This is a genomic window from Enterococcus pseudoavium NBRC 100491, from assembly GCF_001544295.1.
GTDB classification, from domain to species: Bacteria; Bacillota; Bacilli; order Lactobacillales; family Enterococcaceae; genus Enterococcus_A; species Enterococcus_A pseudoavium.
This window is the reverse complement of record NZ_BCQF01000008.1, coordinates 1-15226: the sequence shown is the minus strand read 5'-3', so window position 1 is coordinate 15226 and position 15226 is coordinate 1. Positions and strand designations below refer to the sequence as shown.

Annotated in this window: 14 protein-coding genes; 13 read left to right on the top strand and 1 reads right to left on the bottom strand. The window is 39.2% G+C overall.

Annotated features, from left to right (window positions below; genetic code table 11):
• Window positions 1–64: 64 nt before the first annotated feature.
• The 4 genes from abc-f to EP1_RS05270 all read left to right on the top strand — a co-directional run bounded on the left by abc-f (window position 65) and on the right by EP1_RS05270 (window position 5266).
• Window positions 65–1537, top strand: coding sequence for a ribosomal protection-like ABC-F family protein (gene abc-f, locus EP1_RS05285; RefSeq protein ID WP_067624593.1), 1473 nt, complete (start codon window positions 65–67; stop codon window positions 1535–1537).
• A 195-nt stretch (window positions 1538–1732) separates the two neighbouring features.
• A complete protein-coding gene (locus EP1_RS05280; RefSeq protein WP_067624590.1) occupies window positions 1733–2569 on the top strand; it encodes a transporter substrate-binding domain-containing protein in 837 nt (278 codons plus the stop codon).
• A complete protein-coding gene (locus EP1_RS05275; protein ID WP_067624586.1) occupies window positions 2569–3228 on the top strand; it encodes an amino acid ABC transporter permease in 660 nt (219 codons plus the stop codon). Before EP1_RS05280 ends, EP1_RS05275 begins: the two co-directional genes overlap by 1 nt.
• A gap of 580 nt (window positions 3229–3808) precedes the next feature.
• Entirely contained in the window at window positions 3809–5266 is a 1458-nt protein-coding gene (locus tag EP1_RS05270) for an amidase (protein ID WP_067624582.1), read from the top strand.
• A gap of 115 nt (window positions 5267–5381) precedes the next feature.
• Here the strand turns inward: EP1_RS05270 and rnhC are convergent, their stop codons facing one another.
• On the bottom strand, window positions 5382–6284 hold the full coding sequence (gene rnhC, locus EP1_RS05265) for a ribonuclease HIII (RefSeq protein WP_067624579.1): 903 nt from the start codon (window positions 6282–6284) through the stop codon (window positions 5382–5384).
• A gap of 133 nt (window positions 6285–6417) precedes the next feature.
• Here rnhC and zapA point away from each other — a divergent pair, with 133 nt between their 5' ends.
• From zapA to EP1_RS05220, 9 genes are all read left to right on the top strand, one after another.
• Window positions 6418–6852 (top strand): cell division protein ZapA, encoded by a 435-nt coding sequence (gene zapA / locus EP1_RS05260; protein ID WP_067624576.1) that lies wholly within the window; start codon window positions 6418–6420, stop codon window positions 6850–6852.
• Between the two features lie 12 nt (window positions 6853–6864).
• Window positions 6865–7413 (top strand): CvpA family protein, encoded by a 549-nt coding sequence (locus tag EP1_RS05255; RefSeq protein WP_067624572.1) that lies wholly within the window; start codon window positions 6865–6867, stop codon window positions 7411–7413.
• A gap of 63 nt (window positions 7414–7476) precedes the next feature.
• Complete coding sequence (locus EP1_RS05250) at window positions 7477–9837, top strand: endonuclease MutS2 (protein WP_067624568.1); 2361 nt, start codon at window positions 7477–7479, stop codon at window positions 9835–9837.
• 113 nt (window positions 9838–9950) lie between these two features.
• Window positions 9951–10265: a thioredoxin gene (gene trxA / locus EP1_RS05245; RefSeq protein WP_067624565.1), complete on the top strand. Its 315-nt coding sequence runs from the start codon at window positions 9951–9953 to the stop codon at window positions 10263–10265.
• Between the two features lie 86 nt (window positions 10266–10351).
• Complete coding sequence (gene uvrC / locus EP1_RS05240; RefSeq protein ID WP_067624562.1) at window positions 10352–12127, top strand: excinuclease ABC subunit UvrC; 1776 nt, start codon at window positions 10352–10354, stop codon at window positions 12125–12127.
• A gap of 87 nt (window positions 12128–12214) precedes the next feature.
• The gene (locus EP1_RS05235; protein WP_067624559.1) at window positions 12215–12421 is read left to right on the top strand and encodes a helix-turn-helix transcriptional regulator; all 207 of its coding nucleotides are present in this window, start codon (window positions 12215–12217) and stop codon (window positions 12419–12421) included.
• A complete protein-coding gene (locus EP1_RS05230; protein WP_067624556.1) occupies window positions 12418–12882 on the top strand; it encodes a hypothetical protein in 465 nt (154 codons plus the stop codon). Before EP1_RS05235 ends, EP1_RS05230 begins: the two co-directional genes overlap by 4 nt.
• A gap of 93 nt (window positions 12883–12975) precedes the next feature.
• Window positions 12976–13875, top strand: coding sequence for an ABC transporter ATP-binding protein (locus EP1_RS05225; RefSeq protein WP_067624553.1), 900 nt, complete (start codon window positions 12976–12978; stop codon window positions 13873–13875).
• A complete protein-coding gene (locus EP1_RS05220) occupies window positions 13868–15127 on the top strand; it encodes an ABC transporter permease (protein ID WP_067624550.1) in 1260 nt (419 codons plus the stop codon). The genes EP1_RS05225 and EP1_RS05220 overlap by 8 nt, the downstream gene beginning before the upstream one ends.
• Window positions 15128–15226 lie beyond the last annotated feature (99 nt).

Below are 15226 nucleotides of genomic sequence, written 5' to 3'. Positions count from 1 at the left end.
GTGCTAGACTATGCCTTTTTTTGTACACTTTTTCCCTTTTCCTAGCGAGAAGGGAAAGAAAAAAATGGAAAATTTAGCTATAAAATTAAATAAAATTGAGCACAGTTTTGGTGCTAAAAAACTTTTTTCAATTGAGTCATTGTCGGCCTATCAAGGAGAACGAATAGGAATTATTGGCTCGAATGGACAAGGGAAATCAACCCTTTTAAAGTTGATTGCAGGGGAATTAAAACCAGATTCTGGAACGATTCAAAAAGAAATTGCCTTTCATTCTTTTAGACAAATTTCGGACATCGAAGAAGAAAACGATCAGACAAATGAACTAGATTGGGAATTGCTGGGAAGATTTTCCGTCCCACAAAATGCGCTAAATACTTTCAGTGGCGGTGAGCTGACGAAATATCGTTTGGCACGAGTGCTGTCGACTTATGAAATGGGTCTGCTTTTAGATGAGCCGACTACACATTTAGATCAAAATGGCATTGAACAATTGATTGAAGAACTACGTTATTATTATGGAACCTTGCTTTTTGTAAGCCATGATCGCTACTTTTTGAATCAGCTGGCGACCAAGCTTTGGGTAATCGAGGATGAGGAGATTAAGGAATATACAGGGAATTATGAAGAGTATCAGCAACAAAAGAAATTAGAAAAACTTGAAAATGAGCGAGCTGTTGAACTTTTTTTAAAGGAAAAGCAACGTTTGACTATGGCAATCAATCAAAAGAAAGAACAGGCTGAAAAAAATAAAAAGATTTCAACAAAGAAAAAGCAGCAGAGTATTCGACCTGACCGCTTATCTTCGTCGAAACAAAAAGATACGGTTCAAAAAAATCTGCAAAAAACGGCTAAAGCAATGGAGAGCCGACTCTTGCAACTTAAGGAAGTGGCGACGATTGAGGAAACTCGGTCGATCCAGTTTCCAATTTCAAAAACAGTTGAAATCCATAATAAATTTCCGATCCGGGGTGAGGATTTCTATCTAACTAAGGGCGAAAAAAGATTATTTGAAGGCTGTGATTTCCAGTTTGGCTTAGGGAAACGAATCGCGATTATTGGAAAAAATGGCAGTGGGAAATCGTCTCTTCTAAAAAGTATTTTGGCGAATGATACCGGAATCGTCTTGTCGCCTAAAGTTGTTTTTTCAACTTATCAGCAAATGTCCTACAATCTGCAAGGAAATCAGTCAATTTTAGCTTATTTGATGGAAAAGTCGGAATATAAAGAGGCGCTTGTACGCAGCATTTTGCATAATTTAGGTTTTTCTCAAATAGAGATGAGCAAGCCAATCAATAAACTAAGTGGTGGTGAGGCGACACGGGTTCAAATCGCTTTACTTTTTACTCGCCCCTCAAATGTATTACTGTTGGACGAGCCAACTAATTTTATTGATCTTCAGACGACCGAAGCTCTGGAAACATTGGTGACTTCCTATCCTGGGACAGTGATCTTCATTTCTCATGATCGCTATTTTATTCAGAAGGTCGCAGATGAAATATATGAGATCAAAGATTTTCGATTGCAGCGAATCGACTAAAGTATTTCCATGGGAAAATTTCTGGCCGTTTAATAATACGCGTTATCTAATTTATGTTTTAGTACACGTAAATAGTTTGACTTTGCTGTGTTACTCGTGTTTTTCATGAGCAACTTTCTATCGTCTGTTGTTTTTTATATGTTATAAATAAACCAACATTTCGAAATGGAGAATATATGAACGGAGACGATAAGATTGAAAAAAGGATTATTAGCATTAACCCTTGTAGCAATAGGTTTAATTTTGGCGGCTTGTGGAAGCGGACAGTCGAGTAAGGATGATAGTTGGGAAAAAGTGGCCGACAAACAGGAACTGACAGTGGCAACTTCCGGAACGCTATTTCCAACTTCCTATTATAATGATGAGAATCAACTGATTGGTTATGATGTAGACGTTGCCAAGGCAGTTGCAAAAAAACTAGATTTGAAAGTTAAATTCAAAGAATACAATGTCGATGGTCAAGTAACCTCGGTTAGTCGCGGAGAAGCCGATTTTGCAGCCAACGATTTTGGAATGTCAAAGGCTCGCAGTAAGAAATTTTCCTTATCTTCACCAATTAAATATTCCTTTGATAGTATGATTGTCAGAAAAAGTGATGATTCTGGGATCCATTCTTTGGAAGATTTAAAAGGCAAAAAAGCTGCGGGGGAACCTAATACCAGTTATATGAAGATTGCTGAAAAATATGGGGCTCAAGCAGTGACTTATGACAATGCGACTAACGACCAATACTTGACTGATGTTGCAAATGGGCGAACGGATGTGATTTTAAATGATTATTATTTACAAAAAATGTCGCTTGCTGCGTTGCCAGAGATCCCAGTCAAAATTTTAGAGGATGTTTATTTTAATGCCAATTCAACTGGTTTTCTATTTGATAAAAAGAATCAAGCATTAAAAAAGAAAATTGATGGTGCTTTAGTGGAACTAAAAAAAGAGGGCACGCTAAAGAAAATAGCTGAAGAATATTTTGGTACGAATGTTTCAGTAAAACCAAAACAGACGGTTACTGAGCAGGTAGCGGCGGATTAATGTACATTCCGACAATTGATCTAGCCTTGATGCTGGAATCACTGCCATTTCTGTTAACTGGCTTAGGGTATACAATAGGAATCAGTTTGACCGCCTTCTTTTTTGGTAATGTGCTAGGAGTTTTAATCACAGTCTTGGGACTGCTTCCTGGGCGCTTTGTAAAAACAGTTGTCCGCTTTTATTTATCCTTTTTACGAGGGACACCAGCCTTAGTCTTGCTGTTCTTACTATATTTTGGACTGCCTTATCAATTAAATGCGGTAGTCGCTGCAATTATTTGTTTTAGTCTGACAAGTAGTGCCTTCATTGGTGAGATTTATCGCGGATCGATTGCAGGCGTTTCTACAGGTCAATGGGATGCAGCCTATGCACTGGGAAATCGTTTTTGGCCGACTATGCGCTATATCATTTTGCCGCAAGCCTTGCGAATCTCACTTCCAGCCTTAAGCAACGTTGCGATGGATCTGTTGAAAGGGACGTCATTAGCAGCGATGATTACCGTTCCAGATATTTTTCAAAAAGCTAAAATCGTTGGTGGCCGTACTTTTGATTACTTGTCGATGTACCTGTTAGTTGCCTTAATTTATTGGCTTTTGTGCATCGGCATTGGGTTGATTCAACACCGTTTAGAAGACTATTTTCAAGCAAAATATCGCTGAGAAATCGTTTTAGTATGGTGATGCAATGGTTAAAAAAGATCAGCACAAGTAAAATTTAGTGATGCTTGGTGACCAGTGGACTTCCCTCAAAAGACTCGATTTTATCTTTACAACGTTTTAGTATCAATCCTTTTTTCTTGATTTACTGATAATTTTAGGTAAAATACAGTCTTAACTTAAACAAGTGGTAAACTAAGGTTAAAAAAGGATTGGATGTGTCAGCGATGGAGTTACCACCTTTGAAATTTGCTATGAATGACCATGTACAATTTAGAGTCGCAGAAACTATTTTCACAGGTGTTATCGAAGATACAGAGTTATCCTGTTCTTCTCAGCGAAACTATCATTCTTATAATATTTTTGTGAAAGAACGAGAATGCTCTTTCTTACACGTTCCTGAGTTTGATGTTTTGAGAAAATATTAGATTAAGCCGAAACAGTTTGTTAAAGGATTAAAGCCATGACAATCCTTTAACAAACTGTTTTTGATTGAGTCATTATTTTTCACTGAATGGTCAAGTCTAGTATTATTAAACAGAATTTGTGATAATAAGACAAAGTCGCTGAAGAGGTGTTGAAAATGAAGGATGGTTTGTACTGGGCTGAAAAATTACGTGATAAAACAATCAGCTTTCAAGAATTATTAGAAGAGTTTAAATCTAGGGCTCAGCAACAAAACACGACGCTGAATGCCTTTGTCACTATGCTGGATCAGGAAGCATTGGCAGAATATCATAATCAAGAGAAAATATTGGAACGGCCCTTTGCGGGTTTGCCGATTCCCTTAAAAATGTTAGGTCAAGAAAAGAAGGATTGGTTAAGTACTTCAGGCTCTAAACTATTGTTGGCTCATCGTGCCACTGAGAATAGTAATTATACCAATCAATTGCTCAGCAATGGCTTGATTCCCTTTGCTCAGACCAATACACCAGAATTTGGGTTTAAGAATATCACGGATGCGCAAGTTTATGGTCCTGCTAAAAATCCTTGGAATCTCGATTATTATTCTGGTGGTTCGAGTGGTGGGGCCGCAAGCGCCGTAGCTGCCGGGATTGTTCCTATAGCTGGTGCGAGCGATGGCGGTGGTTCGATCCGTATTCCGGCTTCTTTTTGCGGTTTGATTGGCTTGAAACCAACGCGTGGAGCGATGCCGGTTGGCCCAGGTAGTTGGCGCGGCTGGCAAGGCGCCGCCATTGATTTTGCTTTGACTGTTTCCATGCGGGATACGGAACAACTTTTTTATGGGATGCGGAAAATCAACTCAGCAGCGCCTTACCAAGCACCAATCACAGAATGGAGCCATACACAGGCAGCTGATCTAAAACAATTGAAAATTGCAGTCATGCTTGAGTCGCCGATTGGCTCACCGGTCTCTGGCGAAGCTATCACGGCAGTAGAACAGGCTTATAATTTTTTATTGGCACAAGGGCATCAAGTAGAGATTCTTGATTACCCGCTTGATGGTCAAGTCTTGATCGACAGCTACTATTTGATGAATGGGGCTGAGACTGCTGCAATGTTTGCGGGCATTGAACAAGGGATCGGACGGGCAGTAGAAAAACAGGATATGGAGTTAATGACTTGGGGGATTTATCAATATGGCAAAAAAATTCCGGCCAGTCACTATATTCGTGCGTTAAACATTTGGGATCAGGCAACGGTTAGAATGGAGCAACTGTTTAAAACCTATGATTTGGTATTGTCGCCAACAACTGCCGCGGCTGCGCCTAAAATCAATCAAGAGTTGCAAAGTAATGAGATTCGCCAGTCTTTAGAAGGCGCAGATACACTCTCTGAGCTGGAATTAGCGGAATTAATCGATCAAATGTTTGATCAGAGCTTGCAGATTACCCCGTATACCCAACTGGCTAATTTGACCGGCCAACCGGCGATTAGTTTGCCAACGGCTTTGACACAAAAAGGCTTGCCATTAGGAATTCAGTTTATGGCAGCGCGGGGTCGCGAAGATTTATTGTTGCAAGTCGGGAAGTTGTTTGAGTCTGCCTATGGATTCCAACTGCCGGTTTATTATCGTTAGGTTGTGGTAATCTAGTCGATTTTTCAGCGTAATTGCTAATAGCATTGAGATAAGTAAAAAAACGAGTAGCTTAAAAAGGCTCATGCCGTTTTCAAGCTACTCGTTTTTCTGTTGATTAAATCATTTTTTTAGCTTTTTCGGTATTAGCAAAATGAAGCTTTGCATATTTACCCAGTAAATCCATACCACCTTGACGTAATAATTTCGCAGCCAAACGGTCAGAAGGGGTACCCGCTCCAGAAGGGACTTTGGTTCCAAGTTCAAGGGAAGCATTATCTAATTCTTCAAGGAAACTTGCACGACTAATAATAGAGGCGGCGGCAACCGCTAAATGATATTGCTCGCCTTTAGTGACAAAATAAATTTTTTCTTTGACTGGTTGTGCTTCTTGTTTCACGTATTTTAGATAATTTGCTTCCGAAGTAAATTGATCAATCAAAATTGCCTCGGGTTTGATGGGGGAGATTTCTGCTAACAGCAAGCGAATCGCTTGATTGTGGAGCGCGACTTTCATGCGCACGGCATTGTATTTAGGCTGGATCTGGTTATATTTTTCGGGCTTAACCACCAACAAGCGATAGGGTATCAATTCTTTGAGTTTTACTGCCATTTGACGAATCTGTTCGTCGGTCAGCATTTTGGAATCTTTCACACCTAGTTGTTTTAAAACAGCCAGATGTTCTCGATCAGCGTAAGCAGCACAAACACATAATGGTCCAAAGTAGCTGCCATTTCCCACTTCGTCGCTGCCTAGAACTGATAAGGAGGCAAAGTTAGCAGGGAGACTGCTGCTTTTTTTTGTAGCTGAAGCTTCTGTTTTACCCCAGCGAGCGGCTTCTTGTTCCGCCTGGTTGCCTTGGAACAAAACTTTTCCGGAGGTGTAGGCGGTAATACTAATCCCATTTTTTTTGGCGGAGAATTCACTGTAAGGGACCTTTTTATTTAGTAAATAGTCGGCGTAATAGTCTTTTAGTTTTTGAATTTCAGTTTTTGATAGTTTTAAGACAGCTGAACTCATAATTTCTCTCTTTTCTTTAAATTCGTTTACTTTTAATTGATGAAAGTTGTACATATGAAAGGTTTTAGCATATAATAAATTAGTATTTTTGTTACTAGGCTATTTAAAAAAGTTTTTAGGAAGGTTGATCAATATGGCGCAAAATCGCTATAAGGCAGTTGTTGCCGGTCAGACTTATACTATCATTGGACAAGAATCCAAGCAACATATGGATATGGTTACGGCTGTGGTCAATGAACAGTTAGAAGAGATATTAGCGTTGTCACCTGAGATTACGCAAGAAAAGGCAGCAATGTTGCTGGCAATCAATGCAATCTCAGACCAAATAAAAAAGCAAGAAGCATTGATGAAGTTAGAAAAGCAGCAAACAACACTTGAGGGACAAGCTGCTCATAATTTAGAATTAGAGAATCGAATTAAAAAAATCGAAGCCATTGAAGCCGAAGCTAAGGAAATCATGCGGAAAAATGGAAAAGAAAATGTTCCAATCCGTAATCACGTAGAGGCGCAACAAATCGTCAATGAAAATCGGAAGCGTGAGATTCAAAAAAGAGCGGCAAATAAATAAGTGAGGGATACTATGTTAACATTGGTAATTTTATTTGCATTACTGCTATCTTTTTACACGGGATATCGCCGAGGGACAGCTTATCAGATCGTATTTTCAGTTGGTTATTTGCTATCATTTATTGTCGCGCGGATCTTTTATCAAAGATTAGGCTCGCATTTGGATCTATTTGTACCGTATCCATCGGTCGTCAGCGAATCCAAGATGCTTTATTATTCGACAGAGCAAGCGTTTAATCTAGATAAAGCCTTTTACGCTGGATTTGCTTTCATGCTGATTTTAGCGGTGGGGTGGTTATTGACCCATTTAATCGCGATCTTTTTTAAAGATTTATTATTTAAAGTAATCGTTCCTCAGTATGATGGAATCGTTGCAGGGATCTTGCAATTAATCATCTGTTATGTAGGAATCTTTTTGATTTTGAAACTAGTCAGTTTTGTACCGATGGCGCTAGTTCAAAATCAGCTGGAAGGCAGTTGGTACGCTCGTTTTATGATTGAGCATTCGCTGTTTTTAAGTTCACACTTTGACAACTTGTGGGTCACAAAAATTATTGGATAAAGTAGAAAAACCGGGACGCTGTTTGACAGGTTTCGGTTTATTTATGTACAGAAGGTGAAAAAAATGAATGAACGCATTCTAAATACTTTAGAGTTTGAACAAGTAAAAAAAATGATTCAACAATATTTAACTACGGAAGCAGGGGAAGAAGAACTCCGCCAATTAACCCCTTCAAGTGATGAAGAAACGGTACAGGCCTGGTTAGATGAGACAGAAGATGGCATGAAAGTTCAACGTTTACGTGGAGGACTCCCGATTCCCAAACTAAATAACATCAAACCCCATATGAAACGAATTGAGATTGGTGCCAATCTCAATGGGCTGGAGCTAGCAGAGATTTCCCGTGTGTTATCTACTACGAGTGAATTGGTGCGCTTTATCGATGACTTAAAAGACAGTGAGCTAGAATTTTTACGTCTGTATTTTTGGGAAGAACAGTTGACAACTTTACCTGAATTAAGTGGGAAGTTACGTCGCTCGGTGGAAGAAGATGGACGGGTGCGGGACGAAGCATCGCCAGAGTTGCGGACAATCCGCAGTCAAATTCGCCGCAGCGAACAAACGATTCGTGAGCAGTTAGACGGCTTGATTCGCGGTAAAAATGCCAAATATTTGAGTGATAGTTTGATTACAATGCGGAATGATCGCTACGTGATTCCAGTAAAACAAGAGTATCGCGGTATTTTTGGCGGTGTGGTCCACGACCAAAGTGCTTCCGGTCAAACTTTGTTTATGGAACCTAAACAAATCGTAGAGCTGAATAATCGTTTGCGTCAGCAGCAAATTGCTGAACGCACAGAGATTGAACGAATCTTGGCAGAATTATCGGCAGAGCTCGTCGCACCGCGGAAAGATATTTTGCATAATGCTTACGTTTTAGGTCGTTTTGATGTAATGAACGCCAAGGCTCGTTTTGCTAAAAATCTAAAGGCGGTTGTGCCAACGATCAATCAAGCGAATCATATTTTCTTCAAGCAAGCCCGTCATCCGCTGTTGGACCAAGAAAAAGCCGTGGCAAATGATCTTATGATCGGCCAAGATTTCCAAGCAGTCGTGATTACAGGTCCTAATACGGGTGGGAAGACGATTTCCTTGAAAACACTGGGATTATTACAATTGATGGGGCAAACGGGATTCCCGTTACCAGTTGCGGAAGAGAGTCAAATGGGAATCTTTGATGAAATTTTTGCTGATATCGGTGATGAGCAATCGATTGAACAAAGTTTATCCACCTTTTCTTCTCATATGACAAATATTGTTTCAATTTTAGATAAAATCGATGAACATAGTTTAGTATTGTTCGATGAGCTAGGCGCGGGAACAGATCCACAAGAAGGCGCGGCGCTGGCCATTGCGATTTTAGATGCTGTTGGAGCTAAATCTGCCTATGTTATGGCGACCACTCATTATCCAGAATTGAAAATCTATGGCTACAATCGTTCGAATACCATAAATGCTAGTATGGAATTTGATGTAGATACCTTAAGTCCAACTTATCGTCTGTTGATCGGTGTCCCTGGCCGTAGTAATGCCTTTGAGATTTCTCGTCGTCTTGGGCTGGATCCACTGGTAATTGAAAGTGCGAAACAGATCATTGATGAAGAAAGCCAAGACTTGAATGAGATGATCTCCGACCTTGAAAATCAGCGGAAAGCCACGGAGACAGAATATTTAGAGATTCGTCATTACGTAGATGAATCCGAAAAGCTCTATCGTGATTTGAAAAATGCCTATTCTTATTTCTTCGACGAACGTGAAAAGGAAATGGATCAAGCTCGTAAAGAAGCCAATCAAATCGTCAGTGAGGCAGAAGAAAAAGCTGAAAAGATTATTAAAGAGATTCGTCAAATGCAATTAGCCGGTCAAGGACACGTCAAAGAGCATCAATTAATCGATGCTAAAACACAATTAGCTGATTTGAAACAAGACGAACAACTGAAGAAAAATAAAGTTTTACAAAAAGCCAAGGCTCAGAAGACATTCAAACCAAACGATGAAGTAATCGTCGAAACATACGGTCAACGGGGGACATTAATCAAAAAAGTTGGCGAAAAAGACTGGCAAGTCCAACTAGGTATTTTAAAGATGACTGTTTCCGAGGATGATATGACCTTGACGACACCGATCGAAGAACCAAAACAACGGGTAATCACTGGAGTGCAACGCGGAGCTAGTGCTAAAGTTAAACCAGAACTTGATTTGCGAGGCAAACGCTACGAAGAAGCCTTAGCAGAAGTCGATCAATATATCGATGCAGCCTTGCTCGCAAATTTTGCGCAAGTTCGGATTATTCATGGTAAAGGGACCGGAGCGTTGCGCAAAGGGATTACGGAGTATTTGAAAAATAATCGTAATGTCAAAAGTTTTGAATTTGCACCAGCTAATCAAGGGGGCAGCGGGGCAACCGTGGTGACCTTTAAATAGTTTACAAGTGTAAGCAGAAGAGTAGCATAGAAAAAGTCAGCGTGCTATACTACTTTTAGTAAGAAAATTGGATGCCTAATTGGTAGCATCCAAGCGATTAGGAGGAATTTTGAATGGCACAAGTAGTTACTGATAAGACATTTAATGAAGAAACAGATCAAGGTCTTGTTTTAATCGATTTTTGGGCAACTTGGTGTGGCCCTTGTCGGATGCAAGCACCAATCTTAGAACAATTATCTGAGGAATATGATGAAGATGAATTTAGAGTAGTGAAAATGGACGTTGATGAAAATCCAGAAACGCCAGCTTCATTTGGTATCATGAGTATTCCTACACTAGTTTTGAAAAAAGATGGACAAGTTGTGGACAAAGTAATCGGTGTTCACAGTAAAGATCAATTAAAAGAGCTAATCCAAGCTCACATGTAAAATGAAGGTGGGTGTGGCTGATGCCACACCCACTTTTTCCGAAGCAAATTTTTGCCACGAAGACTTTTCGAGAAGGGAAGTAGACTATGAACGAACGAATCAAAAATAAATTAGCGCTTTTACCAGATCAACCCGGTTGTTATCTGATGAAAGATAAGAATGGTACGATCATCTATGTTGGGAAAGCCAAGATTTTAAAGAATCGTGTCCGTTCTTATTTTACTGGTAGCCACAATACCAAAACTGAACGTTTAGTTAGTGAGATTACAGATTTTGAATACATCGTGACGGAATCAAATATTGAGGCTTTGCTACTTGAAATCAATTTGATCAAGAAAAATGACCCTAAGTACAATATCATGCTAAAGGATGATAAGACCTATCCATTCTTGAAGATCACGAATGAAAAATATCCACGCTTAATGATTACGCGGAAGGTTTTGAAAGACAAAGCTCATTATTTTGGTCCTTATCCCGATGTTAATGCAGCGAATGAAACGAAAAAATTATTAGACCGTCTATTCCCGCTAAGAAAGTGTAAGCCATCACAGAAAACGCCATGTTTGTACTATCATTTGGGGCAGTGTCTATGTCCCTATGCCTTTCATGTGGATCCGCAAGTCTATAAAGATATGGTGGAGGAAATCAAAAACTTCTTAAATGGCGGTCATAATCAGATCCAGGATCAACTAGTAGAAAAAATGAATCAAGCGGCAGCCGATATGGAATTTGAGAAAGCAGCTGAATATCGAGATCAGATTAAAGCAATTGAGACGGTAATGACGAAGCAAAAAATGACCAATACAGATTTAGTTGATCGAGATATTTTTGGTTATGCTACCGACAAAGGCTGGATGTGTGTCCAAGTCTTTTTTGTCCGCCAAGGAAAGCTGATTGAACGAGATGTGTCGATGTTTCCTTTTTATAATGACGCGGAAGATGATTTCTTGACCTATATTGGTCAATTTTACCAAGAAAATGAACACTTTATTCCCAAAGAGGTCTTGATTCCTGATAATATTGACAAACCAAGTGTTGAAGCGCTGTTGGACACCAAAGTTTTACAGCCACAACGAGGGGAAAAGAAAAAACTTGTTAAATTAGCTGGTAAAAATGCACAAGTTGCGTTGAATGAGAAGTTTGATTTAATCGGTCGCAGTGAAGCACGAACAATCGGTGCAGTGGAAAAATTAGGCGATGCCATGAATATTCCTGCTCCGATCCGGATTGAAGCCTTTGATAACTCGAATATCATGGGAACAGATCCGGTCTCTGCGATGGTCGTCTTCATCGATGGAAAACCTGCTAAAAAGGAATATCGCAAGTATAAGATTAAAACGGTTAAAGGCCCCGATGATTATGCTTCCATGCGGGAAGTTATCTATCGCCGCTATTCTAGGGTATTAAAAGAAGGCTTACCGTTTCCTGATTTAATTGTGATCGATGGTGGGAAGGGCCAAGTCGATGTGGCCAAAGATGTGTTAGCCAATCAATTGGGGATAGATATTCCCATCGCTGGACTAGCAAAAGACGATAAACATAAAACTAGCGAATTGCTTTTTGGCCCTGAATTGACTGTGGTTCCCTTGGAACGAAACTCACAAGAATTCTTTTTATTGCAACGAATTCAAGATGAAGTCCATCGTTTCGCCATCACTTTCCACCGCCAACTACGGAGCAAAAATAGTTTTGCATCAAAATTAGATAATATTGAAGGGCTAGGTCCGAAACGGAAAAAAATGTTGCTGAAGGAATTTAAATCTTTAAAGAATATTCAAGCAGCCTCAGTAGAAGAATTACAAAAAGTTGGGCTGCCAAAAGCAGTCGCTGAGAATACGCAGCAGCAATTGCAAAAAAAATAATGTATAGCACCCTTTACATAAAAAGTAAAGGGTGCTATACTTTTTTTAACAAATGTAAAGGTTACTATACATTGAGGAGTTGATCGTTTGCATAATCGAATCCATGAACTGCGTAAAGAGCGTAAGCTGACTCAGAATGAATTAGCAAATTATTTAGAAGTAACTCGGCAAACAATCATTTCTTTAGAGAGTGGGCGCTATAATGCCTCGTTGGTCTTAGCCCATAAAATTGCCCGTTTTTTTGATTTAACGATAGAAGAGGTATTCATTTTTGATGAGGAGGATGAAGAATGAAGAAAGATTTAACTAAAGCCGATCGTGAGTATTATGAAAAACTACGAAAGTTGAATAGACTATATCTCGCATCGCTTCTTTTCATTATTGTGTGCTTGATCATTTTAGCCATTGGGATTAAAAACCAACAAATCCCCCATGAGCGAACGAGAGGGTTTTTGACTGGCTTTTTTGTGTCAATGAGTACGGCAATTGTAGTTGTTCTCTTTAGGAATAAAAGAATCATGAATAATCCAGCCAAGTTGAAGCAAGAACGGATCAAAAAGACAGATGAACGGAATATTCAAATCATCAGTAAAACATTCTGTGTCACGAGCTATGTCTTGATTTTTACACTAGCCATACTGAGTGTGATCGGAAGTTTTATTTCTCAGGTAATGATGATGATGGCCGCTGGATTAATTTATGTCTTTTTAATCAGCTTCTTAATCTGTTATTTCTATTTTGGGAAAAAACTTTAGTAATTCCTAATTAAATGTGGATGTGTTGGTCAATTAATGAAGACTGCCTATTTAGGCAATCAATTTATAATTTTTAAGTAAGGAGTGAGAAAAATGCTACAAGTTAAAGATTTGAGTAAAAGCTTTGGATCGTATAAAGCATTGAATGACCTGAATTTTACGATTGAAGACGGGAAAATTCTAGGGTTGATTGGACAAAATGGTGCTGGGAAAACGACGACCTTTCGTTTGATTTTGGATTTTTTGTCGAAGGATTCCGGCAGTGTACTTTGGGATGGTCATGAATTATCGGGGAAAGATTACAATCTGATTGGCTATTTACCAGAGGAACGAGGACTTTACCCCAAAGTGACCATTGAAAATCAATTGCTCTTTTTTGCATCATTACGTGGCAAGAAAAAACAAGAAATCGCCCCTAAAATCGATGAATGGATGGAAAAATTTCAAGTTAAAGGCAAGAAAACTGATAAAGTCAAATCGCTTTCTAAAGGGAATCAACAAAAAGTTCAGTTGATTTCGACCTTGATCCATGAACCCAAGCTGGTTATTTTGGATGAGCCTTTTAGCGGACTCGATCCGGTGAATGCCGAATTATTAAAGAATGGAATCATCGAGCTAAAAGAAAAAGGTTCATGCGTCATTTTTTCTAGTCATAATATGGATAATGTGGAAAAAATTTGTGATCATCTGATTATGCTGCGTAACGGCGAAACGGTTTTAAATGGCAAGGTTCATGAGATTCGTGAATCATTTGGTCGCAGTAAATTGTATTTAGAATCCCATCTATCCAAAGCAGAATTAGAAAATTTTGCCGGTGTCCAAAGGGTAGTTCAAAAAGAGGATGGCAGTTTTGATATCACGTTGTCCGATCCAGTCGCAGGACGCGAAATATTTGCTCAAGCGACTAAAGAAGGATATATCCCGATGTTCAATCAACAACCGCCAACGCTGGAGGAAATTTTCAAATGGAAAGCAGGTGCGATCGATGAGTAAAATGGGAATTATTATCAAAGATGTTTATAAAAAAAATGTGAAATCTACTGCCTTTGTGATTATGATCTTGGCACCGTTTTTCGTGATGGGAATTTTTTATCTGTCGCAGCATTTTTTTGGCGATGCCAATGACATTAATAAAATCGGACTTGTTAGTGAGCAATCGACAATTGCTGAGCAACTGGCCAAAACTAAAAATAAAGATTATAGCTTTAAAGTAGTTAGCTCTGAAAAAAAGGCTCAAAGTCAATTAGAAGATAAAAAAATTGATGCCTATCTTAAATTGGAAATGGGTGAGGATCGAGTATCCGGTCAACTATACAGCAAGTCTGCTTTAGGAACCTCGACCGAAAGTCAGCTGCAACAAATTTTGAGTTCTCTGCAAACTAGTATCCGCGCGAGTCAATTACAGTTAACGACAGCGCAAGTTCAAAAGGTGATGGAACCGGCTACCTTTAAAGCCAACAAAGTCACGTTTGAAAAGGGCAAGATGCAAAGCGACGGTGGCGATTCCAGTGTCCAATTTGCTTTGAGCTTCTTAACGACGATTATTATGTTTGTATTTATTATGAGTTATTCATCGATTATTGCCCAAGAGATTGCTTCAGAAAAAGGAACTCGGATTATGGAAGTTTTACTTTCTAGTATGAAGGCCAAAACTCATTATTACGGAAAATTATTAGGGGTCTTACTGGTGGCATTGACGCAATTATTGATTTATGGGATAGCTTTACTTGTCGGTTATCGGCAATTTAAAGACATGCCAATGGTCAAAGAGTTTATCAATAATGCCTCAATCAAAAGTCTATTAGGTAGCAATGTACTGGTGATTATTACCTTCATGTTAATTGGAATCTTTTTATATGCGGTCCTTTCAGCATTGTGCGGATCATTGGTCAGCAAACCAGAGGATACCGCTAAGGCCATTCAACCCGTGATGTATCTGTCGATGATCGGCTATATGTTAGGGTTAATCCTAGGTGCTTCTGATCCGACCAACGTGATCATCAAAGTCACTTCTTACATTCCATTCTTATCGTCCTACAGTATGCCACTGCGTTTAGCATCAAATACGGCTGAACTTTCCAGTGCGATTGTGTCCTTAGGAATCTTGATTTTATTCACGGTTTTATTGACGGTTTTCTCGGCGCAACTGTACAAATCAAATGTCTTAGTTTATAGCGAAGGCGGAACGCTAAGTGCGTTGAAACAATCGATCACGATCATGCAAAATGATCGCAAAAAGAAGTAAGTCATTGAGACTGTTTTATCAAGGAAAAGATCTTAAGTAAAAGAGCGATTAAAAATTGATTGTTCAGAAATACTTTTTTATTTGAAGAGCCAGCCTAAG

What these genes read in the sequence shown, in the direction of transcription:
- abc-f (WP_067624593.1), top strand. Translation starts at nt 65, where the DNA reads ATGGAAAATTTAGCTATAAAATTAAATAAAATTGAGCACAGTTTTGGT.
- EP1_RS05275 (WP_067624586.1), top strand. Translation starts at nt 2,569, where the DNA reads ATGTACATTCCGACAATTGATCTAGCCTTGATGCTGGAATCACTGCCA.
- EP1_RS05270 (WP_067624582.1), top strand. Translation starts at nt 3,809, where the DNA reads ATGAAGGATGGTTTGTACTGGGCTGAAAAATTACGTGATAAAACAATC.
- rnhC (WP_067624579.1), bottom strand. Translation starts at nt 6,284, where the DNA reads ATGAGTTCAGCTGTCTTAAAACTATCAAAAACTGAAATTCAAAAACTA.
- zapA (WP_067624576.1), top strand. Translation starts at nt 6,418, where the DNA reads ATGGCGCAAAATCGCTATAAGGCAGTTGTTGCCGGTCAGACTTATACT.
- EP1_RS05255 (WP_067624572.1), top strand. Translation starts at nt 6,865, where the DNA reads ATGTTAACATTGGTAATTTTATTTGCATTACTGCTATCTTTTTACACG.
- EP1_RS05250 (WP_067624568.1), top strand. Translation starts at nt 7,477, where the DNA reads ATGAATGAACGCATTCTAAATACTTTAGAGTTTGAACAAGTAAAAAAA.
- trxA (WP_067624565.1), top strand. Translation starts at nt 9,951, where the DNA reads ATGGCACAAGTAGTTACTGATAAGACATTTAATGAAGAAACAGATCAA.
- uvrC (WP_067624562.1), top strand. Translation starts at nt 10,352, where the DNA reads ATGAACGAACGAATCAAAAATAAATTAGCGCTTTTACCAGATCAACCC.
- EP1_RS05230 (WP_067624556.1), top strand. Translation starts at nt 12,418, where the DNA reads ATGAAGAAAGATTTAACTAAAGCCGATCGTGAGTATTATGAAAAACTA.
- EP1_RS05225 (WP_067624553.1), top strand. Translation starts at nt 12,976, where the DNA reads ATGCTACAAGTTAAAGATTTGAGTAAAAGCTTTGGATCGTATAAAGCA.
- EP1_RS05220 (WP_067624550.1), top strand. Translation starts at nt 13,868, where the DNA reads ATGAGTAAAATGGGAATTATTATCAAAGATGTTTATAAAAAAAATGTG.